Genomic DNA, 23,633 nt, shown 5'->3' with positions numbered 1-23,633 from the left:
CCGATTGGGCGTCAGATCCGGACACCGAACTGGAACGTGCCCATCCAGTCCATCGACTCGTACCGGACCGACGCACCCGGCTTCGGCGCGTGCAGGATCTGGTTGTTGCCGGCGTACAGACCCACGTGGGACAGGCTGTTGAAGAAGACCAGGTCGCCCGGCTTGAGCTGGCTGCGGCCGATCTTCACGCCGTCGTTCTGCTGGGTGTAGGTGGTGCGCGAGATGCTCACGCCCGCCTGGCGGTACGCCCACTGCGTCAGACCGGAGCAGTCGTACGAGTTGGGGCCCTCGGCGCCGGAGACGTACGGCTTGCCTATCTGCGTCGCGGCGGCGTTGAGGGCAGCGGCGCCGCGCTGGGAGGCCGGCACCTCGTTGCCGAGGTCCACGCGGTCGCCGGCGGCACGGCTGGCGCGGAGCTCCTCCTCCTGCATCTTCGCGCGCTCTGCGGCGGTCAGGGTGTTGAGGAGCTTCTGCGCCTCGGCGAGCTTGCCCTGGAAGGCCTTCTTCTTCTCGCCGAGCGTCTTGCGCACGTCCTCGAGGTCGGCGAGCTTCTTCGCCGCCTCGGCACGCTGCTGGGCGAGGGTGCGCTGCTTCGCCTGGATGTCCTGCAGGGCGTCGGTCTGCTTGGCGCTGAGCTGGTCGATCGCGGACGCCTTCTCGAGATAGGTGTCCGGGTCTGAGGAGAGGAAGAGCTGGACGGCGGGGTCGATGCCGCCGGAGCGGTACTGGGCGCTCGCCACCGAACCCAGGCTGTCGCGCAGGGCGTTGACCTCGTCCTGACCGCGGGCGACCTTGTCCTGGATCGCGTCGACCTGCTTGTTCAGCTCGGCCTGCTGCTCCTTGGCCCCGTTGTACTCCTCGGTGGCCTTCTCCGCCTCGTGGTAGAGCGCGTCGACCTTCGCCTTGACCTCGTCCACGGAGGGCTTGGCCGGTGCGGCCTGGGCGGCCTGGGAGGAAAGGGCGACGGCCGCGGCTGCGGTCGCGGTGAGCACGGTCACACGGGTGCGGCTCGGCTGCTTGGGACGACGGTGGGACGCCACGAAGGCGAGCTCCTTCTTCCTCGAGCCGCCTACCGGGCAGTGGGGGCGATGCCCCGGCTCCGCACCTCTCAGCTCCCCCGCGAAAATGGGCTGAACTGGGCGAATTCGGCGGTTCCTTCGCTGTCATCCCGGATGGATGATCAACCGCGCGAAGGTTCGAGGCCTGACCCTAGTGACCTTCTTGTGATCAGTTCAAATCCTCATGAGAAAAAACTGTCGCACGAAGCGCATTCTTTACACTCATCACACAGGTAGTAATGGCCACTTGACCGTACGTTCCGTGAAATCGGGCATTAGGCCCAGCAGTTACGAGACGGACCAGTCACGCCACATGGGGACTAAACGCGCGAAAGCCGCTTCAGTAGCATCGCGGAGGCGACCGGCCTGGCGCCTGCCTTCGCCACACCGTCGGCGACTTCACGGTCGGTGGAGACCACGACGACGGGCCGGCCTGGCGGCTCGGCGCGTACGAGCTGGCGGATGAGCTCGTCCGCGGTCACACCCGGCTTGGAGAACAGCACCCGCACCCCACGCGGTGGCGCGAGCAGCACGGGCGCGGCCAGCTCCGCCCCGTCGAAGACACACGTGATCTCGGCGCCCGACTGCGCGGCAAGCATCGCCAGACCACCGAGCAGCCGCAGTCGCTGCTTCTCCAGCGGCATCGTCGGATAGCCGGTCTTGGTGACGTTGTAGCCGTCCACCACAAGATGCGCCTGGGGCAGGGCGAGCAGTTGGTCGAGCAGCGCCGGGTCGGTCTCGGAGAGCGCGCGCGCCGCGATGTCCTTGGGGGTCATACGGCCCGGCTCGACCGCGTCGACGGTGTCGGCGGGGTGCAGCAGCGCGGGCGGCAGGGCCAGTTCACGGCGCAGGCCCTGGGCCGCGTCCAGGACGGTGTCCAGCAGCAGGCGCACCCGCATGCCCTCGATCGAGCGGCCTTCACGGGCCGCCCTGCGGCTCGCCTCGAGCGCCGACTCCGCCTCGCCCAGCCGGGCCTTCAGCCGCCGGGTCTCGCTCTCGGCCGCGGACAGCTGGGCCTGCGTCTCGGCCCTGGACGCCTCGTTCTCGGTCGTGGTGCGGCGCAGGGCCGCCTCGCCGCGCTTCACATCGCTCTGGGCGCTGCGCAGCTTGCGCTGAAGCGATTCGGCTTCCTTGCGGGCGGCCTCCAGCTCGGCGCGCAGCCGCTCGGTCTCGGACCTGGTCTGCGCCCTGAGCCGCTCGACCTCCTCGCGGAGCCGCTCCAGCTCACGCCGGGTCTCCTCGTCGACGCGTTCGGCATCCGCGCGCTGGGCCTCCTCGCCGGCCGCGGCCACCAGCTTCACCCAACCGGCCGGACGCAGCACATAGGCGGCCGCGGCCACATCGAGGGGGTCGGCGGCCGCGGGCGGCGACCCGGACTCCAGCGCTCCGGCCAGCTCCGGCTGCGACTCGCGCAGGCGCTCGCCGATGCGCTGCCGGAACACCGCGTCGGACTCCAGGGCGGCGGCCATGGCGTTGCCCGCGAACTTGGCGCGACGGGAAGGGGTGAACCGGGCGTACTGACGCAGCTGGGCGGGGAGATCGCTGACGGTCAGCCCGCCGAAGGCCTCCGACACCAGGGCGACGACCCGTCGCCGTACGCCTTCGGGCAGCGGGCGGTCGAGCGCCTCGGCGGCGCCACCGGCCGCACCGGCCGGTCCTGCGCCACTGTCAGGCTGCTCCACAATCCGTCACCCCTACTTCTCCGCCGGCCCCACGACTCCCGTCAGGAACCGGTACCCGGCCTGTCCACCAGTTCGATCTGATCCACCGCGTTGCACCAGCGACAGCGGACCGATTCGATGGTCTCACTGACCACCTCGCGCTCCTCCACCGTGGGTTCTCCTGCCAGGTCCAGATGGACGTACTCGACGACCTTCGACGAGCGGGTCACATCGAAGCGGGTGAGATTGCCACAGAGCGTGCACCGCCACCGGGTGGTGTCCGTCGGTGTGGGAACCGTCGTCATCATGCCGTCCTCGTCTCGTCGTGCCTACTGCCCGTAACCCTACGACCTCCTGGGTATACCGGGACACGGCGAGGCGGTCCGTCCCGGTTGGTCCCGGTACGCCATGCTCTGGGCATGATCGACTGGCGGACGGGACCCGTGGTGACGTACGGAGTGATCGGTCTGTGCTGTCTGCTGTTCCTCATCGGTCCGGCTTCCGGGCTCAACCCGGCCTACGGCACCGGGGACACGCTGCTCGCCGCGACCATGTCCTACTTCGAACGCTGGGGCGTCATCCCCAGCGAGCTGATGCGCAGCTCCCCCCGCGCCCTCCTCACCCCGCTGACCGCGCTGTTCGTGCACGGCAGCTGGCTGCATCTGCTGGGCAACATGCTCTTCCTGTTCGTCTTCGGTGCCATGGCCGAGGAGCGGATGGGCCACGTCCAGTTCGCGCTCTTCTACGTCGGCTGCGGGTATCTGGCACTCCTCGCGTACGCCGCGGCGAACGCGGAGTCCACGCAGACGCTGGTAGGGGCGTCGGGGGCGATCTCGGGGGTGCTGGGCGCGTTCCTGTGCCTCTTCCCGAGGGCACGGGTGACCAGCCTCTTCCCCTTTCTGTTCTTCCTGCCTCTGCGGTTCCCCGCGTGGATCGTGCTGATCTTCTGGTTCGCCCTGCAGTGGCTGGCGGAGGCGCAGCGCACGTCCTCGGGGCCGGGGGTGGCCTACCTGGCACATCTGGTGGGCTTCGGGATCGGCTTTCTCTACGCGTGGGGGCGCTTCAGGCAGGGGACGCTGCGTCGCTCGGGGGACGACCCCCGAACCCCCGGCAGTAGGCTTGGGGCCCAAGCCAGGGCCACCGAGGGAGACAGCAAGCCGTGATCACCGCGATCGTGCTCATCAAGACCAGCGTGGACCGCATCCCCGAGATCGCCGAGTCGATCAAGTCGGTGGAGAACGTCAGCGAGGTCTACTCCGTCACCGGTACGTACGACCTGATCGCGATGGTGCGGGTCACCCGGCACGAGGACCTGGCGGACATCATCCCGGGCCGCATCAGCAAGATCCCGGGTGTCGAGGCGACGGACACGCACGTGGCGTTCCGTACGTACTCGCAGCACGACCTGGAGGCGGCGTTCGCGATCGGCCTGGACGCGTGACGCGGGCCCGCGTCACGCGTCCGGGCCGTCCGGCGCTCGAGGACGGTCACACCGGCCCACCCGGCGGTACCGCCCCGGTCCCGCTGCGCGCGACGCAGCCGGCCCCGGCGTCTCAGACGGCAGGCACGCACCTGCCGTCCTCGGTGCGGTAGTTCCACTTGGCGCCGTCGCGCACGAGCTCCTTCACGGCCCGGACGAACCGCTCGACGTGCTCGTCCGGCGTACCGGCCCCGAAGCTCACCCGGATCGCGTTCAAGGAGCGTTCGCCCGGCTCCGCCTCCGGTGCACCGCACTCGCCGACCTCCTGCGGGTCGCTCCCCAGCAGGGTGCGGACCAGTGGGTGGGCGCAGAAGAGTCCGTCACGGACGCCGATGCCGTACTCGGCGGAGAGCGCGGCGGCGAAGTGCGAGCTGTTCCAGCCCTCCACGACGAAGGAGATGACGCCGACGCGCGCCGCGTCGTCGCCGAACAGCGACAGCACCTTGACCTCGGGCACCTCCGCGAGGCCCGCGCGGACGGCGGCGATGAGGTGCTGCTCGCGCGCGACCAGCGCCTCGAACCCGGCCTCCGTCAGCGCCTTGCACGCGGACGCGATCGCGTAGACGCCGATGACGTTCGGCGAGCCGGCCTCGTGGCGGGCGGCGGTGGTGTGCCAGTCGACGTCCACACCGCCGTCCGTGCGCCGCGCGACCTTGCGCGAGGCACCACCGCCCGCGAGGTACGGTTCCGCCTCCTGCAGCCAGTCCGCCCGCCCGGCAAGCACACCGGAACCGAAGGGCGCGTACAGCTTGTGTCCGGAGAAGGCGACCCAGTCGACGTCCAAGTCCCGTACGGAGACGGGGTGGTGCGGCGCGAGCTGCGCGGCGTCGAGCACGACACGGGCGCCGTGGGCGTGCGCGGCGGCGGCGAGTTCCCGTACGGGCCAGAGCTCGCCGGTGACGTTCGACGCGCCGGTCACGCACACCAGCGCCGGGCCGTACGGATCCCGGTCGGCGAGCGCCAGTTCCAGGGTCCGCACCGCCTGGCCGGGCGTGCGCGGCGCGTTGAGGTAGGTCACGCGGGCGTCGCGCCAGGGCAGCAGCGAGGCGTGGTGCTCGGTCTCGAAGACGAAGACCTGGCAGTCGGCGGGGAGCGCCTGGGCCAGCAGGTTCAGCGAGTCCGTCGTCGAGCGGGTGAAGACGACCTGGTCGTCGTCGCGGCAGTCGAGGAACTCATGGACCGTGGCCCGGCTGTTCTCGAACAGGTCCGTGGACAGCTGCGAAAGGTACCCGGCGCCGCGGTGCACGCTGCCGTAGTACGGGGCGTACGCGGCCACGTCGTCCCAGACCCGCTGCAGGGCGGGCGCGCTCGCCGCGTAGTCGAGGGCGGCATAGGTGACCTCCCCACCGGTGACCAGCGGGACGGTGACGTCCCGGCCGAGTACCGGCAGCGGAGCGGCACAGCAGGGGTCGGCGGCGGAGTCGGCAGCGGATTCGGCGACGGTGGTTTCGACGGTGTGGGGGCGCACGGACATGGCGGTATCTCCCGGCAGGAAAGAGCGAAATGGCTGTGAAGAACCCGTACGGCGGCGGAACTGCCGCTCCGCATACGGGTGTTGCCTCGACGCACGGCGAAACGGCTCGTACGGAGGTGTGAAAAAGGGGCCGAGAGGCCCTAGCGCATTCGCTTGCTCACGAGACTGCTCCCTTGAGGACCAGGACCCCAGGGCTGTGACATTCACCGATGTCCAAGGGGTCCGCGCTTGCCGTAGACCTCGTTGCCTACGGCCTGGTCTTCACCCGGGGCACCCCGCCACGGACGGAGGGTTGCCGGACAGCGGGCCGGGGCCGTAATCGCTGTCACTCATGACCTTGGCAAGCATCCTGCCATACGCCGGGGAACGCGCAAGGCGCAGTCCGCACTGTGGACTGCGCCTTGCGCCACATCCCGCGACGCCTTGCGCCGCATCCCGCGGGGTGCGGCGCCGACAGCGAGGGGCCGGGGTCAGCGGTTGCTGGCCGACACCCACCGCTCCAGCGCCCGCTTCGCCTCGCCCGAGTCGATGGACTCCGCGGCCTTCGCCATCCCGGCGCGCAGCTGCTCCACCAGAGTGCCCTCGCCGGGCTCCAAGGCAGCGAGCGCTGCCGCCGAGTTCAACAGGACCGCGTCCCGCACCGGACCGGTCTCGCCCGCCAGCAGCCGCCGCGCGACATCCGCGTTGTACGAGGCGTCCGCGCCCCGCAGCGCCTCGACCGGGACCAGCTCGATGCCCACGTCCCGAGGGTCGAAGGCCTCCTCGCGCACCGCTCCGTCCCGGACCACCCACACCCGGGAGGTCGCGGTCGTCGTGAGCTCGTCCAGGCCGTCGTCGCCGCGGAAGACCAGCGCGCTGGACCCCCGCTCGGCCAGCACCCCGGCCATGATCGGCGCCATCCGTGCGTCGGCGACGCCCGTGGCCTGCGCCTTCACCCGGGCGGGGTTGGTCAGCGGCCCCAGGAAGTTGAACGTCGTACGAATGCCGAGTTCCTTGCGCGCCGCCGCCACATGGCGCAGCGCGGGGTGGAACTTCACGGCGAAGCAGAAGGTGATGCCCGCTTCCTCCGCGACCTGGGCGACCCGCTCCGGCGTCAGCTCCAGATTGACGCCGAGCTTCTCCAGCACGTCCGACGCACCGCTCGCGCTGGACGCGGCCCGGTTGCCGTGCTTGACGACCTTCGCGCCGGTGCCGGCGACCACGATCGCGGACATGGTCGAGATGTTGACGGTCTTGGCACCGTCGCCGCCCGTGCCCACGATGTCGACGGTCGGCCCGGGGACCTCGATCGTCCGGGCGTGGTCGTACATCGTCCGCACGAGCCCGGTGATCTCCTCGACGGTCTCGCCCTTGGCCCGCAGGGCGACGGCGAACCCGGCGATCTGCGCGTCGGTCGCCTCGCCCCGAAGGATCCGGTCCATGGCCCACGCGGTGGCGTCGGCGCTCTGGTCGCGCCCGTACAGCAGCGAGTCCAGGACGGAGGGCCAGGAGAGGCCCGCCGCGGTCATGCTCCCCCTCGCTCCGCTGGGGGTACCCCCACCAGCGGGGGTCACAGCGCTCATGGTCGCTCCTGGGTCCGTTCGTACAGGAATGCCACCACCCTATCCATCCCGGGGGACGGCAAAGAGCCCCGTCCGGTGAATGGACGGGGCTCCTGCCGTGGCGATCGCTCGGATCAGCGGGTGGGGATCAGTGGTGGCCGTGGCCGCTCATGATCTCCCGGTACTCCTCGGCGGTCGGCTTGGGGATCTGGTTCCCCTTGCCGAAGTAGCCCTTGCTGAGCTTCGCCCGGAGCTTCTCGGTGCTCTTGACCTTGCGCTCGACGCCGTTCTCGTCGACCGTCGGGCCGATCTCGACCGGCTCGTACTGCTCGTGCGCCGTGAGCTTGTAGCGGTCGCCCTGGCTGAGCGGCTCGTGGATCTCGACGAACTCGCCGTGCGGCAGCCGCTTGATGATGCCGGTCTCGCGTCCGTGCAGCACCTTGTCGTGGTCGCGGCGCTGCAGACCCAGGCAGATCCGCTTGGTCACGATGAACGCGATGACCGGTCCGGCGATGGCGAAGATCCGGACGAACCAGGTGATCGCGTTGATCGACAGGTTGAAGTGCGTCGCCCAGAGGTCGTTCCCACCACCGATCAGCATGACCATGTAGAAGGTGACCCACGCGACGCCGAACCCGGTACGGGTCGGCGCGTTGCGCGGCCGGTCCGCGATGTGGTGCTCGCGCTTGTCGCCGGTGATCCAGGACTCGATGAACGGGTACACCGCGATCGCCGCAAGCGCGACTCCGAAGAGCATCAGCGGGATGAACACACCCAGGACGAAGGTGTGGCCCCAGACGTTGATCTCCCAGCCCGGGAAGAAGCGGATCAGACCCTCGGCGAAGCCCATGTACCAGTCGGGCTGGGCACCGGTGGACACCTGGTCCGGACGGTAGGGGCCCATGGCCCAGATCGGGTTGATCTGGGCGATCGCAGCGATGACCGCGATCACGCCGAAGACCAGGAAGAAGAAGCCTCCGGCCTTGGCCATGTAGACCGGCAGCAGCGGCATGCCGACGACGTTCTTGTTGGTCCGGCCCGGGCCCGCGAACTGCGTGTGCTTGTGGTAGAAGACCAGGATCAGGTGCGCCGCCAGCAGGCCGAGCATGATGCCCGGCAGCAGCAGGATGTGGATCGAGTAGAACCGGGCGACGAAGTCTCCACCGGGGAACTCTCCGCCGAACAGGAACATCGAGATGTACGTGCCGACGACCGGCATGGACAGGATCGCGCCCTGCGTGAAGCGGACACCGGTGCCGGAGAGCAGGTCGTCCGGGAGCGAGTAGCCGGTGAACCCGGTGAACATGCCCAGGACGAACAGCAGGAAGCCGAACAGCCAGTTGATCTCACGCGGCTTGCGGAAGGCACCCGTGAAGAAGACGCGCATCATGTGCACGAACATCGCCGCGAGGAAGATCAGGGCGGCCCAGTGGTGGATCTGCCGGATGAGCAGACCACCGCGCACGTCGAAGCTGATGTCCAGCGTCGAGGCGTACGCCTCCGACACCAGGACACCCTGCATCGGCACGTACGAGCCGTGGTACTCCACCTCGTTCATCGACGGGTGGAAGAACAGCGTCAGATACACACCCGTGAGGATGATGATGATGAAGCTGTAGAGCGCGACCTCACCCAGCATGAAGGACCAGTGGTCCGGGAAGATCTTGCGCATGTTGGCCTTGGCCAGGGAGTAGATCCCCAGGCGGCCGTCGGCCCAGTCGGCGACCCGCTCACCCGCGGGTGCCTTGCGCTTTGCGTCAGTTGTAGTACTCATCCGCGCTCCCAGAAGGCAGGACCGACGGGCTCTTCGAAGTCGCCGAGCGCCTCGAGGAAGCCTTCGTCATTCACACCGATCCGCAGCTGCGGGAGGGCGTGACCGGCCGGGCCGAAGATGACGCGGGCGCCGTCGGAGAGGTCGAAGGTGGACTGGTGGCACGGGCAGAGCACGTGGTGCGTCTGCTGCTCGTACAGGGAGATCGGGCAGCCGACGTGGGTGCAGATCTTCGAGTACGCCACGATGCCGTCGTGCGACCACTCGAGCTCGCGCTTGTCCTTGATCTCGTCCGGCTGGATCCGGACGATCATCAGGGCGGCCTTGGCGATCTGCGTCTGGAAGTTGTGGTCGTGCTCGCTCAGGCCCTCGGGCATCGCGAAGGTCAGCGAACCGACCGGGATGTCCTCCGGGCGCAGCGGCTCGTGCGTGTTCATGTTGATGAGCTGCTTGCCCTTGGCCCACAGCGTGTGGAACAGCTTCTCCTCGGGCAGCGGACCCAGGTCGCGCAGCAGCATCACGCCGGAGAGCGGCACCATGGCCAGCGCACCGAACATCGTGTTGCGGATCAGCTTGCGCCGGCCGAAGCCGGACTCCTCGGCACCGGCCGCGAAGTCGGCGTGGACCTTGGCCCGGACCTCCGGCTCGGCGGCGATCGGGTGCCGCTCGTCCGCGACCTCCACGTCGGACATCAGGGTGCGGGCCCAGTGGACCGCGCCCGCGCCGATGCAGAACAGCGCGATGCCGAGGGTCATGCCGAGCGCGAAGTTCAGCGCGCTGATGTGACCGATCGGCCAGACGTAGATGCTCTTGTCGACCGGGAAGATCACGTACGACGCGATGAAGCCGATCGTGGCGAGCATCGACACCGTGAACAGCAGGGCGACCGTACGCTCGGACCGCCTGGCGGCCCGCTCGTCGATGTCCTGGATGCGCGGCTTGTGCGGCGGCAGGCCGGGGTCCGCGAACGGATCCTCCTTGACGGCCACCGCTCCGCGCGCGTGCTCCTGCTCCGAGGGCAGGGTCTCTTCTGGAATGTCTTGGCTACTCATGACTTCTTGGCCTTAGCGGTGTGGGCCGCGACCCAGATGGCGACTGCGATCAAGACGCCCAGACCGAAGATCCAGGCGAACAGACCCTCGGTGACGGGGCCGAGTCCACCCAGCTTCAGACCGCCGGGGTTCTCGGTCTCGCCACTGTTCACGGTCTGGAGGTACGCGATGATGTCCCTCTTCTCCTGCTCCGGCATGGTGGTGTCGGGGAAGGAGGGCATGTTCTGCGGGCCGGTCTGCATGGCCTCGTAGATGTGCTTCGGGCTCACGCCCGCGAGGTTCGGCGCGTACTTGCCGTGGGTCAGGGCGCCGCCCTCACCGGTGAAGTTGTGGCACTGGGCGCAGTTGGTGCGGAACAGGTCACCGCCGTTGGCGATGTTGGCCCCTTCCGGGCTGTACTGCTTCTCGGTCGGCGTGATCGGGCCGGCACCGAGGGATGCGATGTACGCCGAGAGCAGGTCGATCTCGGCCTGCGTGTAGATGACCTTCTTCTTCGGCACCTGGGCGCCCGGCTGCTGTGCGGGCATACGGCCGGTGCCGACCTGGAAGTCCACGGCGGCGGAACCGACGCCTACCAGGGACGGGCCGTCTGAGGTGCCCTGACCGCCGGTTCCGTGGCAGCTGGCGCAGCCGACGGTGTAGAGCTTCTTGCCCTCCTCGATGGCGAGGGACTGGGCGGTTTCATCGGCCTGCGCCTTGTCCGCGGGTGCGAACGCGGCGTACAGCCCCCCAGTGGCCGCCAGCGCGAGGAGTAGTACGACGACCGCCGCCAGCGGATGGCGTCGTCGTGCGGAGAGCTTTTTCACGGATTACCCCGGTGTCAGGATCTTCTGCGTCGATGCTTCTGGAATGGGTGCGGGAACGAGCCCGGCTACTTGATCATGTAGATCGTGGCGAAGAGGCCGATCCAGACGACATCGACGAAGTGCCAGTAGTAGGACACGACGATGGCGGCGGTTGCCTGCTCGTGGGTGAACCTCTTGGCCGCGTACGTCCTGCCGAGAACCAGCAGGAAGGCGATGAGACCGCCTGTCACGTGCAGACCGTGGAAGCCGGTGGTCAGGTAGAAGACCGAGCCGTACGGGCCGGACGAGAGCGAGAGGCCCTCGTGCTTGACCAGCTCGGTGTACTCGAACACCTGGCCGCCGATGAAGATCGCACCCATCACGAACGTGATCACGAACCAGGTGCGCAGCTTCTTCACATCACCGCGCTCGGCGGCGAAGACGCCGAGCTGGCAGGTGAGGGAGGAGAGCACCAGGATCGTGGTGTTGGTCGCCGAGAACGGGAAGTTCAGGAACGAGGCCTGTTCCGTCCAGTAATCGGCACCCATCACCGATCGCAGGGTGAAGTACATCGCGAAGAGGGCCGCGAAGAACATCAGCTCGGAACTCAGCCAGATGATGGTTCCGACGCTGGTGAGGTTCGGCCGATTGACCGACGGGTGCGCGTGCCCGGTTTCTACTGTCGTTGCTGTCGCCACGACCGACATTATGTCGGTCGCTTATCCAGCCCTCACTCCGGGGGGTGCCGTTCGGTGTGTCCGTACCCCGTGTCCAGCCCGAACGGCCCAGCGAAAGGCTGTCCTTTGCCCTGCCGAACCGGTGCTGACACGACGTCGAGAGGGGTAGCATCCCGCGCATCGGTGCACCCCGCAGTTCTTGCTGACGAACCGGAGGAACAATGCAGTCGACCGCCACGGTGCTGGTGTACAGCGACAACGCCAACACCCGCGAACAGGTACGGCTCGCCACGGGCCGCCGCCCGGCCGCCGACGTTCCCCCGGTCGAGTTCATCGAGTGCGCCACGCTGCCCGCGGTCCTTGCGAAGCTGGACAAGGGCGGCATCGACGCCTGTGTCCTGGACGGCGAGGCGGTCCCCGCGGGCGGTATGGGCGTCTGCCGGCAGATCAAGGACGAGATCTTCCAGTGTCCTCCTGTGCTGGTGCTCATGGGGCGCCCGCAGGACGCCTGGCTGGCCACCTGGAGCCGTGCGGACGCGGCCGTGACGCTCCCGGTCGAGCCGGTGGAGTTCGCGGAGGCGCTGGCCGCCCTGCTGCGTACGAGGCTGGGCGCGAACCACTGAGGCGGCCCGCCCCCGCGACCGCCCGCGGCTCCGGGCCCGGGCGCGCTCAGACCTGGGGCTGCAGCCGTGCCACGTCCGCGGGGCCGCTGCCCTCCATGGTGCCTTCCAGCAGGGCGCTGCCGTCCCGCCACTCGTCCCAGTCCAGGTTCCAGTCGCCGAAGCCGTTCCCGAACGGATCCATCATGCTGCCGAGGCTGTTGACGACCTTGACGATGTCGCCCTCGCGGACGGTCTTGAAGAACCAGGCCGCGTTGCCGGTGGACATCCCGGTGCAGCCGTGGCTGACGTTGGCCCAGCCCTGGGAGCCGACGGACCAGGGCGCGGCGTGGACGTATTCACCGCTCCAGGTGACCCGGGTCGCGTAGTAGACGGGCAGATCGTAGGACTCCGAACTGCCCTCGGCTATGCCGACAGTGGTGCCGCGCATACGGACGAAGTACTCCTTGCCGAGCACGACCTTGACGCCGTTACGGGTGGAGAAGCCCGGCTTGCCGGTGGTCACCGGAATGGTGTTGATCACTTCCCCGTTGCGCAGGACCGTCATCCGGTGCGCGCCGGCGTCCGTTATCGCCTCTATGCGGTCGCCTATGGACAGCTTGAGGGGTTTGACGGCACCGCCGTAGAGCTTGGGGCCGACCTTGACGCCCTCGAGCCTGCTGTGCACCTGGACGGTGGCGTCCGCGGGCCAGTACTCCTTGGGGCGGTAGTGCGCCTTCTTGTCGTCGACCCAGTGCCAGGCCCCGGACACCGCGGGGGTGGAGCGGACGGTCAGCGCGCGCTCGACGGCGGCCCTGGCCTCCTTGGTCCTCACCGGCTCGCTGAACTCGGCGGTGATGGGCTGACCGACACCGTACGTGCCCGCCTTCGGCCCCAGCTCTATCTTCATCGTGTGCTTGGCGGGAGCCGTCTCGAAGGTCTGGACACGGGCGCCGGGAGCGCCGACCTTGTCCTCCGTGGCGACCTTGACCGTGTAGCGCGTACCGGCGACGAGGGGGCCCGTGGAGCGCCATCTGCTGCCGTCGGCGGTGAGTTCGCCCGCGAGATACCGGCCGGCGGCGTCGACAGCCGTGACGTCCGTTATTCGGCCGTCCTTCCCCTTCGCCCTGACCTCCAGAACCTTCTCGGGGTCGGCTTTGGTGTTTCCGGTGGGGGCGTTGAGGGCGACCTGCTTGGCGGCGTCGTACGGCCTCGCCGACAGCGGGTTGCGCTCCGGGCCGCCGCACGCGGCTGCCGTCGCGAGAGACATGACCAGCACGGTGCAGCTGGCTATGGCGCGCTTGCGCGGTATGTCGTTCATGAGCACACGCTATGAAGAACAGCCGGCAGCGGCGCGCGGGAGGACTGCAAACGAGGGGCCCGGACACCACCCCAACGGGTGAGTGTCCGGGCCCCTGCGCAGTGCGGAGCAGCTTGCTCGCTACTGGTTCTGGTTCTCTCCGCGGTAGTACTCGAAGACCCAGCCCCAGACGCCGATCAGGACCAGCGGAGCCGAGAAGTAGAGCAGCCACCAGCCGATCGCGACCGAGAGGAAGGCGAGGGCACCGCCGATGGCCAGCGACAGCGGCTGCCAGCTGTGCGGCGAGAAGAAGCCGACCTCACCGGCCTCGTCCGCGACATCGGCCTCCTTGTTGTCCTGGGCCATGGCGTCGACGCGCCTGGCCGTGAAGGCCAGGTAGTAGCCGACCATGATGCAGAGACCGAACGTCAGGAACAGTGCCGTCGTACCGGCCGGCTCCTTCGACCACACGCCATAGAGGATGGCAATGGCCAGGACGAAGACGCTCAGCCAGAGGAACAACCTGCCTTGGATCTTCACTTGCCGGCCTCCTTGTCAGCGGCGATGGCGCTGGTGCCGTGACCGGCGTGCTCGAGCTCGAGGGCAGCGATCTCCGGGTGGTGCAGGTCGAACGCCGGGGATTCGGAGCGGATCCGCGGCAGGGTGAGGAAGTTGTGCCGCGGCGGCGGGCAGGACGTCGCCCATTCGAGCGAACGGCCGTAGCCCCACGGGTCGTCGACCTCGACCTTCTTGCCGTACCTGGCGGTCTTCCAGACGTTGTAGAGGAACGGCAGGATCGACAGGCCCAGCAGGAAGGAGCTGATCGTGGAGATGGTGTTCAGCGTGGTGAAGCCGTCCGCGGCGAGGTAGTCCGCGTAGCGGCGCGGCATGCCCTCGGCACCCAGCCAGTGCTGGACGAGGAACGTGCCGTGGAAGCCGATGAACAGCGTCCAGAAGGTCATCTTGCCGAGCCGCTCGTCCAGCATCTTGCCCGTCATCTTCGGCCACCAGAAGTGGAATCCGGCGAACATCGCGAAGACCACGGTGCCGAAGACGACGTAGTGGAAGTGCGCGACGACGAAGTACGAGTCGGAGACGTGGAAGTCCATCGGGGGCGAGGCCAGGATGACACCGGTCAGACCACCGAAGGTGAAGGTGATCAGGAAGCCGATCGTCCAGAGCATCGGAGTCTCGAAGGACAGTGAGCCCTTCCACATGGTGCCGATCCAGTTGAAGAACTTCACACCGGTCGGTACCGCGATGAGGAAGGTCATGAAGGAGAAGAACGGCAGCAACACTCCGCCGGTGACGTACATGTGGTGGGCCCACACGGTCACGGACAGACCGGCGATCGCGATGGTCGCGGCCACCAGACCGATGTAACCGAACATCGGCTTGCGGCTGAAGACCGGAATGATCTCCGAGACGATTCCGAAGAACGGTAGGGCGATGATGTACACCTCTGGGTGCCCGAAGAACCAGAAGAGGTGTTGCCACAGCAGCGCTCCGCCGTTGGCGGAGTCGAAGACGTGGGCGCCGAACTTACGGTCCGCCTCCAGGGCGAACAGGGCCGCGGCCAGCACCGGGAAGGCGAGCAGGACCAGCACACCGGTCAGCAGCACGTTCCAGGTGAAGATCGGCATACGGAACATCGTCATGCCCGGGGCGCGCATGCAGATGATCGTGGTGATGAAGTTGACCGAACCGAGGATCGTGCCGAAGCCGGAGAAGGCCAGACCCATGATCCACATGTCGGCGCCGACACCCGGCGAGCGGACCGCGTCCGACAGCGGGGAGTAGGCGAACCAGCCGAAGTCGGCCGCACCCTGCGGGGTGAGGAAGCCGGCCACCGCGATGATCGAGCCGAAGAGGTACAGCCAGTACGCGAACATGTTCAGCCGCGGGAACGCCACGTCGGGCGCGCCGATCTGCAGCGGCATGATCCAGTTCGCGAATCCGGCGAACAGCGGCGTCGCGAACATCAGCAGCATGATCGTGCCGTGCATCGTGAACGCCTGGTTGAACTGCTCGTTCGACATGAGCTGCGTACCCGGGCGGGCCAGCTCGGCGCGCATGAAGAGCGCCAGGACACCGCCGATGCAGAAGAAGACGAACGACGTGACCAGGTAGAGCGTACCGATGGTCTTGTGGTCGGTGGTGGTCATCCACTTCACCACCACGCTGCCGGGCTGCCTGCGCCGGACCGGGACCTCGTTCTCGTACGAGTCGTCAGCCGCGGCGGCACCCTGGGATTCGTTGAGGATGCTCACAGTTGGTTCTTCTCCGCATTCCGGGCCGGGTCCGACTGCTCAATGCCAGACGGGATGAAGCCGGTCTGCCCCTTCTCGGCCAGCTCCTTCAGATGCTGCTGGTAGCGCTCCGGGGAGACGACCTTGACGTTGAAGAGCATCCGGGAGTGGTCGACACCGCAGAGCTCGGCACACTTGCCCATGAAGGTGCCCTGCTTGTTCGGCGTCACCTCGAAGACGTTGGTATGACCGGGGATGACGTCCTGCTTGAACAGGAAGGGGACGACCCAGAAGGAGTGGATGACGTCGCGGGAGGTCAGGATGAAGCGGACCTTCTCGCCCTCCGGCAGCCACAGGGTCGGACCGGGGTTGCCGGTCTGCGGGTTCCGGGTCCCGGGGATGCCGTAGTCGTAGACGCCCTCGGCACCGGCGCGGAAGTCCTTCGCGTAAAGGTTCGGAACGGCCTTCAGGTTCTTGTCGGCCTTGGCATCGCCCGTGCCGGCATTGCCGTCCACGTCCTCGATGTAGTTGAAGCCCCAGCTCCACTGGTAGCCGACCACGTTGACGGTGTGGACCGGCTTGGAGAGGGCGAGGAGCTTCGATTCGTCGCGGGCCGTGAAGTAGAAGAGCACCGAAACGATGATGAGCGGGACCACGGTGTACAGCGCCTCGATCGGCATGTTGTACCGGGTCTGCGGGGGAACCTCGACCTTGGTGCGGCTGCGCCGGTGGAAGATCACGCTCCACAGGATCAGACCCCATACCAGTACGCCCACGGCGAGGGCGGCCGCCCAGGATCCCTGCCAGAGGGAGAGGATCCGCGGAGCCTCCTCCGTGACCGGGGTGGGCATTCCGAGGCGGGGGAAGTCCTCCCAAGTGGGGGAGCAAGCAGTGGCGGTTGCCACGATCAAGCCCGCAGTCAGCACCTGCGGCAGCTTCCGCCGCATCGGGCGCCGCGACGAGCGGTCGGAGCCGTTGGGACTCACGTAGCGCCTTCCCGAGAGTCTCGCCCGCGCGGCCGGCTGCGGCCGTCTCGCTGGTCGGTCGCCGGCCCTGACGCGGGCAGGGGTTTGGATGTTTATGCGGACCAAACCCTACTGGACGCTATTTGGGGTCGCGCGGGGAGGGTGCCCAACGCGCCGTCCGACGACCCGAAGGGGTGGACTGTCCGGTTCCGGGGCCTGGTGAGGGGCCCCGATTGCGGGCCTTCGGCAGCCTTCTGACGCCCTCTTCGGCTGTGCGCGTTAGCGTGGCTGTGTGCCCTATTTCGACGTCGCTTCGTCCGCTCCGCTGCACCCCGTCGCCCGGCAGGCCCTGCAGGCCGCCCTCGACGAAGGGTGGGCGGATCCTGCCCGGCTCTACCGCGAGGGGCGGCGGGCGCGGCTGCTCCTGGACGCGGCACGCGAGGCCGCGGCGGAGGCCGTGGGGTGCCGCCCGGACGAGCTGGTTTTCACCTCTTCGGGTACCCGGGCCATTCATTCGGGGATGGCGGGGGCGATGGCGGGGCGCCGGCGTGTCGGGAGGCATGTCGTGGTGTCGGCGGTGGAGCACTCGGCGGTACTGCATGCGGCGGAGGGCTACGAGGTCACCGAGGTGCCGGTGGAGCGCACGGGCGCGGTGACGCCGGACGCGTACGCCGCCTCGCTCCGGGAGGACACGGCGCTGGCCTGCCTCCAGTCCGCGAACCACGAGGTGGGTACGGAGCAGCCCGTCGCCGACGTGGCCTCGGTGTGCCGGGCCGCCGGGGTGCCGCTGCTCGTCGACGCGGCGCAGTCGCTGGCCTGGGGGCCGGTCGCCGGGGACTGGTCGCTGCTGACCGCGAGCGCACACAAGTGGGGCGGCCCGGCGGGAGTCGGGCTCCTCGCGGTGCGCAAGGGCGTCCGGTTCGCCTCCCAAGACCCCGCGGACGAACGGGAGTCGGGGCGTGCGCCCGGTTTCGAGAACATCCCCGCGATCGTGGCGGCCGCGGCGTCCCTCCGGGCGGTACGGGAGGAGGCGGCGACCGAGTCGGCGCGGCTCCGGTCCCTGGTCGACCGGATCCGCGCGCGGGTCCCGGAGCTCGTCCCGGACGTCGAGGTGGTGGGCGATCCGGTGCGGCGGCTGCCGCATCTCGTCACCTTCTCCTGTCTCTATGTCGACGGAGAGACCGTGCTGCACGAGCTGGACCGGGCCGGGTTCTCCGTTTCGTCGGGTTCGTCGTGCACGAGCTCGACGCTGATTCCGAGCCATGTCCTGCGCGCGATGGGGGTCCTGACCGAGGGCAATGTGCGGGTGTCCCTGCCGGTGGGCACGGCGGAGGGGGAAGTGGACCGCTTCCTGGAGGTCCTGCCGGAGGTCGTCGCGGACGTGCGGCAGCGGCTCGGCGCCCCCGTGTCCCCCGCGCCGACCGCCGGGGAGCCCTCGCTGGTGGTGGACGCGCTGGGAAAGCGCTGCCCGATCCCCGTCATCGAGCTCGCGAAGGTCATCGGGGACGTGCCGGTGGGCGGTACGGTCACCGTCCTGTCCGACGACGAAGCGGCGCGGCTCGACATCCCGGCGTGGTGCGAGATGCGCGGCCAGGAGTACGAGGGCGAGCACCCGGCGGAGCGGGGCACGGCGTACGTGGTGCGCCGCCGGGCCTGATCGGGATGCCGCCCGCCATTTCCGGCCGGTCGGGTTTGAGGACGGACACTCCGCCCCCCGGACCATGCCGGGCAGACCGCCCGGGGGTCCGGGGGCGAAGCCCCCGGTTACGGGAAGGGGCGGGGTGGGGAAAGCCCGCGCAGCGGCACCCCCACCCGGAACCTCAAACGCCGGACGGGCTGGAAGTGGCCGGTGCCCCTCCAGCCCGGCCCGCGCGTCCGTCCTCGAACGCCGGACGGGCTCAAGGCGCCCGGTGTTACGACAGGTGCTCCTGGACCTCGGCGGCGGCGTCGTGGCCGTAGGCCTTGGTGAAGCGGTCCATGAAGTGGGCGCGGCGGAGCGTGTACTCCTGGGTGCCCAGGGTCTCGATGACCAGGGTCGCGAGCATGCAGCCGACCTGCGCGGCGCGCTCGAGGCTCACGCCCCACGACAGGCCCGAGAGGAAGCCCGCGCGGAAGGCGTCGCCGACACCCGTCGGGTCGACCTTGGAGTCCTCCTCCGGGCAGCCGACCTCGATGCTCTCCTCGCCCGCCCGCTCGATGCGCACACCGCGCGAGCCGAGCGTGGTGACCCGGTGGCCGACGCGGGCCAGGATCTCCTCGTCCGTCCAGCCCGTCTTGGACTCGATGAGGCCCTTCTCGTACTCGTTGGAGAAGAGGTACGTCGCCCCGTCCAGCAGTATCCGGATCTCGTCACCGTTCATCCGCGCGATCTGCTGCGAGAAGTCCGCCGCGAACGGGATCCCCCGCGAGCGGCACTCCTCGGTGTGCCGCAGCATCGCCTCCGGATCGTCGGCGCCGATCAGCACCAGGTCGAGACCGCCGACCCGGTCCGCGACCGACTTCAGCTCGATCTGCCGGGCCTCGCTCATCGCTCCGGTGTAGAAGGAGCCGATCTGGTTGTGGTCCGCGTCCGTCGTGCAGACGAAGCGCGCGGTGTGCAGTACCTCGGAGATCCGTACGGACGACGTGTCGACGCCGTGCCGGTCAAGCCACGCGCGGTACTCGTCGAAGTCCGCGCCGGCCGCTCCCACCAGGATCGGGCGGGTGCCGAGCTGGCCCATGCCGAAGCAGATGTTGGCGCCGACCCCTCCCCTGCGCACATCGAGGTTGTCGACCAGGAAGGAGAGGGAGACCGTGTGCAGCTGGTCCGCGACCAGCTGGTCGGCGAAGCGGCCGGGGAAGGTCATGAGGTGGTCGGTTGCGATGGAGCCGGTGACTGCGATTCGCACGGCGAGGTGCTCCTGGAGGGGAGGCGAGATGGACAGTTAACGCTACCGGTTTCCACGAGCTCCGCTGAAGTGCGGAAACTACCCGATAGTAGGTCTTTTTCGGCCGCTCAACCCTGCGTACGGTGCCCGTATGCCCAAGCACATCGCCCCGCGTGACCTGCGGGACACCGAGATCAGCCTCGCCGACCTGCGGGGCGACAGCGCACGGATGGCCCCGCACTGGGCGGTCCCGCCGGTCGCGGCGGCCGCGCCCGTGCCACCGTCGCTGATCCATGGCGTGGTCGTGCCCCCCGCATCCGCCCGGCTGGTCGGTGCCATGTCCCTGTACGGCGACTGACGGCGTAGGCGGGAACCGCACGCTCCTCCGACCCGTCACAGGGGTGTCCCCCGTTACGGGTCCGAAGGAGCGATGCGGTGAACAGCACGGAGCGGCCCCTCAAGACCGCCGACGGCCCGCGCCGGCGGCGTTACCCGCTGACCATCGCCTCGGTGGCCACGGCGGTTCTGCTCGCCGGGGGTGGCGGTGCGTACTGGGCCACCACAGCGTCCGACGGCGGCGCCGCGTCGCCGGGTGCGGGCCGAACCCCGCCGCCTCCGCCGCTCGCCCTGGACGGCCACTCGGAGACCGGCCCGCCCCCCGGGATCGCCCCTGGCGAGCCCGACCCGAACGGGCCGGAGTACCGGTTCGACGGCAAGCTCCCGGACGGCCCCGACTCCGCCCCGGTGTACCGCGCGAGCGGGACGGTCGGCGCGGCCGAGGTCACCCGGCTGGCCGCGGCCCTCGGGGTGGCGGGCAGCCCGCGCGCGGTCGGCGACGTATGGAAGATCGGCGCGGAGAAGGACTCCGGCGGGCCGATGCTCCAGGTGAACCGGCAGGCTCCGGGCACCTGGTCGTTCGCCAGGTTCGGCCCCTCGCCCAAGGGCGACGACTGCACCAAGGTCAAGCCCTGTCCGGGCGGGGGCGTCCCGGACCCCGGCACGAGCGGCGACTCGGCCTTCCCGGCGGTGAGCGAGGAGGCCGCGAAGAAGGCGGCCGCTCCTGTGCTGGCGGCGGTGGGCCAGAGCGACGCCCGGCTGGACGCCGCCCAGACGATGGGGGCGGTCCGGGTGGTGAACGCCGATCCGATGGTCGGCGGACTGCCGACGTTCGGCTGGTCGACCGGGATCCAGGTCGGCAGCGACGGCCAGGTGGTCGGCGGCAGCGGGCAGCTGGCGAAGCCGGTGAAGGGCGCGGAGTATCCGGTGATCGGCGCGGACGAGGCGCTGAAGCAGCTGAACGAGGCCCGGGACAGCGGTCCGATCGGCATCGGCGGCTGCGCGACTCCCGTACCGGCGGACAAGCCGGCGGACAAGCCGGCCGCGCCGTGCGAGCCGGGGCCCGGCACGCCGCAGTCCGGCGCCCCGAAGCCGGTGGCGATCAGCAAGGCGGTCTTCGGGCTCGCGGTGCACTCCGTGGACGGCCGGCCCGCGCTCGTACCGTCCTGGCTGTTCCAGGTGGACCCGGAGGGCGACGCCCTGCCGTTCACCATCACCCACCCCGCGGTGGCTCCCGAGCATCTGAAGCCGGCGCCTTCGGTGCCGCCGACGAAGCGGCTGCCGTCGCCGGACCCGACCCGGCTGCCGGAGACGTCCGTACGGAGTGTCGAGTCCTACACCGTCGAGAACGGCGGGCGGACGCTGGCCCTGCACTTCTGGGGCGGGGTGTGCAGCGACTACTCGGCCGAGGCGGAGGAGAGCACCGGCCAGGTGAAGGTGCGGATCATCGAGTCGCGGCCCGATCCGGGGAGGGTCTGCATCATGATCGCCAAGGAACTCACGGAGAAAGTGACGCTGGACACGCCGCTCGGTGGCCGCCCGGTCGTCGACGCGCAGAGCGGGGACCGTGTGCCCCGTACGTGAGCGGTCACGCATACGCCGAGGGCGGCGGCCCCGACCATGTCGGGGCCGCCGCCCTCGGCGTGGAAGCGACTTAGCTGAAGGAGTCGCCGCAGGCGCAGGAACCCGTCGCGTTCGGGTTGTCGATCGTGAAGCCCTGCTTCTCGATCGTGTCCACGAAGTCGATCGATGCGCCGCCCAGGTACGGAGCGCTCATGCGGTCCGTGACGACCTTCACGCCACCGAAGTCCTTGACGACGTCGCCGTCGAGCGAGCGCTCGTCGAAGAACAGCTGGTACCGCAGGCCGGAGCAGCCGCCGGGCTGAACCGCGACGCGCAGCGCCAGGTCGTCCCGGCCTTCCTGCTCCAGCAGGGCCTTGACCTTGGCGGCGGCGGCGTCGGACAGGAGGATGCCGTCGCTCACGGTGGTGGTCTCGTCCGATACGGACATCTGCTTCTCTCCCGGGTTGTACGGAGACTGCTTGCCGACGGTTGCAACCGGCCGGGTCCCGGATTCATTCCGGGCGAGCCCTAGTCTTTCCCCTTCATGCTCGCACACGCGCTCCCGTCAGGGCATCGACCTGTGGACAGCAGGTGTACATGACGGCGCCCGGGAATTGCGTCACATCGACGCTATGGACATCGTCAAAGTGACGTGAAGCAGTTATGATAGATAGCGTCAAATAGACGAAAAGCCTCCGGTGCAAGCACCGGCTCCACTGGAGCGGCTGACGCCGCGCTCATGGTCAGAGAAGAGAAAGGGTGCGTGACGTGACCACCGCCCAACCCCTGGATGTCCAGCCGACGCCCCTCGCCCTGCTGCTGCTCGGCCGCGAGGCCGACCCCAAGAGCGAGCGCGGCGTCGAGTGCCCCGGTGATCTCCCCTCCCCGTCCGACCCGGACCTGGTGGAGCGCGCCCGCGCGGCCAAGGAGAAGCTCGGGAACAAGGTCTTCGTGCTCGGTCACCACTACCAGCGCGACGAGGTCATCCAGTTCGCGGACGTCACCGGCGACTCCTTCAAGCTCGCCAAGGACGCGGCGGCCCGGCCGGAGGCCGAGTACATCGTCTTCTGCGGCGTGCACTTCATGGCCGAGTCGGCGGACATCCTGACCACCGACGCCCAGAAGGTCGTCCTCCCCGACCTCGCCGCCGGCTGCTCGATGGCCGACATGGCGACGGCGGAGCAGGTCGCCGAGTGCTGGGACGTGCTCACCGAAGCCGGGATCGCCGATGTGACGGTCCCGGTCTCGTACATGAACTCCTCCGCCGACATCAAGGCCTTCACCGGCAAGCACGGCGGCACGATCTGTACGTCCTCGAACGCGAAGCGCGCGCTGGACTGGGCCTTCGAGCAGGGCGAGAAGGTCCTTTTCCTGCCGGACCAGCACCTCGGCCGGAACACCGCGGTCCGCGACATGGGGATGTCCCTGGACGACTGCGTCGTCTACAACCCGCACAAGCCGAACGGCGGGCTCACCGCCGATGAGCTGCGCGGCGCGAAGATGATCCTGTGGCGGGGCCACTGCTCGGTGCACGGCCGCTTCTCGCTGGACTCCGTGAACGACGTGCGCGAGCGCATCCCGGGCGTGAACGTGCTCGTCCACCCCGAGTGCAAGCACGAGGTCGTCGCCGCGGCGGACTACGTCGGCTCGACGGAGTACATCATCAAGGCGCTCGAGGCGGCGCCGGCCGGGTCCAAGTGGGCGATCGGTACCGAGCTCAACCTGGTGCGACGGCTGGCGAATCGTTTCGCGGACGAGGGCAAGGAGATCGCCTTCCTCGACAAGACGGTCTGCTTCTGCTCCACGATGAACCGGATCGACCTGCCGCATCTGGTGTGGGCGCTGGAGTCTCTGGCGGAGGGGAACCTGGTGAACCAGATCCAGGTCGACCGCGAGACGGAGAGCTTCGCGAAGCTGGCCCTCGAGCGCATGCTGGCGCTTCCGTAACGGGGGCGTTGCCCCCGTTGACCCCCGTCGCCCCCGACGCGCGGCCCTGCCTTGCGCGCCGGGGGCGACGTGCGTCTGACGCTGCGCGTGGTACCGGTGGGGCGTCCGGTGTGCGCGGTACCGGGCGCGCGTCCGGTGTGGGCGGTGCCGGGCGCGCGTCCGGTGTGGGCGGTGCCGGGCGCGCGTCTGGTGTGCGCGGTACCGGGTCGGCACCCGGTGTGTCCGTCCTCAAGCGCCGGACGGGCTTGGTGCGGCTGCTGTGGGTGGGTGGTGGTGCGGGGCCCCTCCGGGCTCGCCTCCTCGGAAAT

Annotated in this window: 22 protein-coding genes and 1 riboswitch; of the genes, 7 read left to right on the top strand and 15 right to left on the bottom strand. The window is 69.1% G+C overall.

What is annotated here, in order from left to right; all coding sequences use genetic code 11:
• Positions 1–11: 11 nt before the first annotated feature.
• The 3 genes from ACWCXB_RS18515 to ACWCXB_RS18505 all read right to left on the bottom strand — a co-directional run bounded on the left by ACWCXB_RS18515 (position 12) and on the right by ACWCXB_RS18505 (position 3,024).
• On the bottom strand, positions 12–1,040 hold the full coding sequence (locus tag ACWCXB_RS18515; protein WP_450724063.1) for an NlpC/P60 family protein: 1,029 nt from the start codon (positions 1,038–1,040) through the stop codon (positions 12–14).
• A gap of 338 nt (positions 1,041–1,378) precedes the next feature.
• On the bottom strand, positions 1,379–2,740 hold the full coding sequence (locus ACWCXB_RS18510; RefSeq protein ID WP_450724061.1) for an NYN domain-containing protein: 1,362 nt from the start codon (positions 2,738–2,740) through the stop codon (positions 1,379–1,381).
• Between the two features lie 41 nt (positions 2,741–2,781).
• Positions 2,782–3,024, bottom strand: a complete 243-nt coding sequence (locus ACWCXB_RS18505; RefSeq protein ID WP_450724059.1) for a hypothetical protein — start codon at positions 3,022–3,024, stop codon at positions 2,782–2,784.
• 114 nt (positions 3,025–3,138) lie between these two features.
• On the opposite strand from ACWCXB_RS18505, the gene ACWCXB_RS18500 reads away from it, so the two are divergent.
• Both ACWCXB_RS18500 and ACWCXB_RS18495 read left to right on the top strand, forming a co-directional pair.
• Positions 3,139–3,882: a rhomboid family intramembrane serine protease gene (locus ACWCXB_RS18500; protein WP_450724057.1), complete on the top strand. Its 744-nt coding sequence runs from the start codon at positions 3,139–3,141 to the stop codon at positions 3,880–3,882.
• Positions 3,879–4,160 carry an Lrp/AsnC family transcriptional regulator gene (locus ACWCXB_RS18495; protein ID WP_351228275.1) on the top strand — a complete coding sequence of 94 codons (282 nt, stop codon included), beginning with the start codon at positions 3,879–3,881 and terminating at the stop codon, positions 4,158–4,160. The genes ACWCXB_RS18500 and ACWCXB_RS18495 overlap by 4 nt, the downstream gene beginning before the upstream one ends.
• A 112-nt stretch (positions 4,161–4,272) precedes the next feature.
• Here the strand turns inward: ACWCXB_RS18495 and ACWCXB_RS18490 are convergent, their stop codons facing one another.
• The 6 genes from ACWCXB_RS18490 to ctaE all read right to left on the bottom strand — a co-directional run bounded on the left by ACWCXB_RS18490 (position 4,273) and on the right by ctaE (position 11,529).
• Entirely contained in the window at positions 4,273–5,673 is a 1,401-nt protein-coding gene (locus ACWCXB_RS18490; protein ID WP_450724055.1) for an aminotransferase class V-fold PLP-dependent enzyme, read from the bottom strand.
• A 219-nt stretch (positions 5,674–5,892) separates the two neighbouring features.
• Positions 5,893–6,010, bottom strand: a riboswitch (SAM riboswitch).
• Positions 6,011–6,143: 133 nt separating this feature from the next.
• Entirely contained in the window at positions 6,144–7,235 is a 1,092-nt protein-coding gene (gene trpD / locus ACWCXB_RS18485; protein ID WP_450724053.1) for an anthranilate phosphoribosyltransferase, read from the bottom strand.
• A 127-nt stretch (positions 7,236–7,362) separates the two neighbouring features.
• Entirely contained in the window at positions 7,363–8,988 is a 1,626-nt protein-coding gene (gene qcrB / locus ACWCXB_RS18480; protein ID WP_450724051.1) for a cytochrome bc1 complex cytochrome b subunit, read from the bottom strand.
• Positions 8,985–10,037 (bottom strand): cytochrome bc1 complex Rieske iron-sulfur subunit, encoded by a 1,053-nt coding sequence (gene qcrA / locus ACWCXB_RS18475; protein ID WP_450724049.1) that lies wholly within the window; start codon positions 10,035–10,037, stop codon positions 8,985–8,987. Before qcrA ends, qcrB begins: the two co-directional genes overlap by 4 nt.
• Positions 10,034–10,843: a cytochrome bc1 complex diheme cytochrome c subunit gene (qcrC, locus tag ACWCXB_RS18470; RefSeq protein WP_450724047.1), complete on the bottom strand. Its 810-nt coding sequence runs from the start codon at positions 10,841–10,843 to the stop codon at positions 10,034–10,036. Before qcrC ends, qcrA begins: the two co-directional genes overlap by 4 nt.
• Positions 10,844–10,908: 65 nt before the next feature.
• Positions 10,909–11,529: an aa3-type cytochrome oxidase subunit III gene (gene ctaE, locus ACWCXB_RS18465; protein WP_450724045.1), complete on the bottom strand. Its 621-nt coding sequence runs from the start codon at positions 11,527–11,529 to the stop codon at positions 10,909–10,911.
• Between the two features lie 191 nt (positions 11,530–11,720).
• On the opposite strand from ctaE, the gene ACWCXB_RS18460 reads away from it, so the two are divergent.
• The gene (locus ACWCXB_RS18460) at positions 11,721–12,122 is read left to right on the top strand and encodes a hypothetical protein (protein ID WP_450724043.1); all 402 of its coding nucleotides are present in this window, start codon (positions 11,721–11,723) and stop codon (positions 12,120–12,122) included.
• Positions 12,123–12,168: 46 nt separating this feature from the next.
• Here the strand turns inward: ACWCXB_RS18460 and ACWCXB_RS18455 are convergent, their stop codons facing one another.
• The 4 genes from ACWCXB_RS18455 to ctaC form a co-directional block, all read right to left on the bottom strand.
• On the bottom strand, positions 12,169–13,419 hold the full coding sequence (locus ACWCXB_RS18455) for an Ig-like domain-containing protein (RefSeq protein WP_450724041.1): 1,251 nt from the start codon (positions 13,417–13,419) through the stop codon (positions 12,169–12,171).
• Between the two features lie 120 nt (positions 13,420–13,539).
• On the bottom strand, positions 13,540–13,938 hold the full coding sequence (locus ACWCXB_RS18450; protein ID WP_450724039.1) for a cytochrome c oxidase subunit 4: 399 nt from the start codon (positions 13,936–13,938) through the stop codon (positions 13,540–13,542).
• A complete protein-coding gene (ctaD, locus tag ACWCXB_RS18445) occupies positions 13,935–15,668 on the bottom strand; it encodes an aa3-type cytochrome oxidase subunit I (RefSeq protein WP_450724037.1) in 1,734 nt (577 codons plus the stop codon). The genes ACWCXB_RS18450 and ctaD overlap by 4 nt, the downstream gene beginning before the upstream one ends.
• Complete coding sequence (ctaC, locus tag ACWCXB_RS18440) at positions 15,665–16,633, bottom strand: aa3-type cytochrome oxidase subunit II (RefSeq protein ID WP_450724035.1); 969 nt, start codon at positions 16,631–16,633, stop codon at positions 15,665–15,667. The genes ctaD and ctaC overlap by 4 nt, the downstream gene beginning before the upstream one ends.
• Before the next feature lie 271 nt (positions 16,634–16,904).
• Between ctaC and ACWCXB_RS18435 the strand changes: the two genes are divergently transcribed.
• On the top strand, positions 16,905–18,269 hold the full coding sequence (locus ACWCXB_RS18435) for an aminotransferase class V-fold PLP-dependent enzyme (RefSeq protein ID WP_450724033.1): 1,365 nt from the start codon (positions 16,905–16,907) through the stop codon (positions 18,267–18,269).
• A gap of 256 nt (positions 18,270–18,525) precedes the next feature.
• Here the strand turns inward: ACWCXB_RS18435 and ACWCXB_RS18430 are convergent, their stop codons facing one another.
• Positions 18,526–19,500, bottom strand: a complete 975-nt coding sequence (locus tag ACWCXB_RS18430) for a carbohydrate kinase family protein (protein WP_450724031.1) — start codon at positions 19,498–19,500, stop codon at positions 18,526–18,528.
• 130 nt (positions 19,501–19,630) lie between these two features.
• Here ACWCXB_RS18430 and ACWCXB_RS18425 point away from each other — a divergent pair, with 130 nt between their 5' ends.
• A complete protein-coding gene (locus ACWCXB_RS18425; protein ID WP_450724029.1) occupies positions 19,631–19,837 on the top strand; it encodes a hypothetical protein in 207 nt (68 codons plus the stop codon).
• 77 nt (positions 19,838–19,914) lie between these two features.
• Positions 19,915–21,399, top strand: a complete 1,485-nt coding sequence (locus tag ACWCXB_RS18420; protein WP_450724028.1) for a hypothetical protein — start codon at positions 19,915–19,917, stop codon at positions 21,397–21,399.
• Positions 21,400–21,469: 70 nt separating this feature from the next.
• Here ACWCXB_RS18420 and ACWCXB_RS18415 read toward each other — a convergent pair whose 3' ends face one another.
• A complete protein-coding gene (locus ACWCXB_RS18415) occupies positions 21,470–21,826 on the bottom strand; it encodes an iron-sulfur cluster assembly accessory protein (protein ID WP_450724026.1) in 357 nt (118 codons plus the stop codon).
• Between the two features lie 320 nt (positions 21,827–22,146).
• Between ACWCXB_RS18415 and nadA the strand changes: the two genes are divergently transcribed.
• Positions 22,147–23,325 carry a quinolinate synthase NadA gene (nadA, locus tag ACWCXB_RS18410; protein ID WP_450724024.1) on the top strand — a complete coding sequence of 393 codons (1,179 nt, stop codon included), beginning with the start codon at positions 22,147–22,149 and terminating at the stop codon, positions 23,323–23,325.
• The last annotated feature ends 308 nt before the right edge of the window (positions 23,326–23,633 follow it).

The organism is Streptomyces sp. NPDC001514 (genome assembly GCF_053597075.1).
The sequence above is the reverse complement of the archived record's forward strand: the minus strand, read 5'-3'. Positions and strand labels throughout refer to the sequence as shown.

Bases quoted from the DNA above. Each gene is read 5' to 3' on its own strand.
- ctaE (WP_450724045.1), bottom strand. From the start codon at position 11,529: ATGTCGGTCGTGGCGACAGCAACGACAGTAGAAACCGGGCACGCGCAC.
- ACWCXB_RS18500 (WP_450724057.1), top strand. From the start codon at position 3,139: ATGATCGACTGGCGGACGGGACCCGTGGTGACGTACGGAGTGATCGGT.
- qcrA (WP_450724049.1), bottom strand. From the start codon at position 10,037: ATGAGTAGCCAAGACATTCCAGAAGAGACCCTGCCCTCGGAGCAGGAG.
- qcrB (WP_450724051.1), bottom strand. From the start codon at position 8,988: ATGAGTACTACAACTGACGCAAAGCGCAAGGCACCCGCGGGTGAGCGG.
- ACWCXB_RS18425 (WP_450724029.1), top strand. From the start codon at position 19,631: ATGCCCAAGCACATCGCCCCGCGTGACCTGCGGGACACCGAGATCAGC.
- ACWCXB_RS18490 (WP_450724055.1), bottom strand. From the start codon at position 5,673: ATGTCCGTGCGCCCCCACACCGTCGAAACCACCGTCGCCGAATCCGCT.
- ACWCXB_RS18415 (WP_450724026.1), bottom strand. From the start codon at position 21,826: ATGTCCGTATCGGACGAGACCACCACCGTGAGCGACGGCATCCTCCTG.
- ACWCXB_RS18460 (WP_450724043.1), top strand. From the start codon at position 11,721: ATGCAGTCGACCGCCACGGTGCTGGTGTACAGCGACAACGCCAACACC.
- trpD (WP_450724053.1), bottom strand. From the start codon at position 7,235: ATGAGCGCTGTGACCCCCGCTGGTGGGGGTACCCCCAGCGGAGCGAGG.
- ACWCXB_RS18455 (WP_450724041.1), bottom strand. From the start codon at position 13,419: ATGAACGACATACCGCGCAAGCGCGCCATAGCCAGCTGCACCGTGCTG.
- ACWCXB_RS18505 (WP_450724059.1), bottom strand. From the start codon at position 3,024: ATGACGACGGTTCCCACACCGACGGACACCACCCGGTGGCGGTGCACG.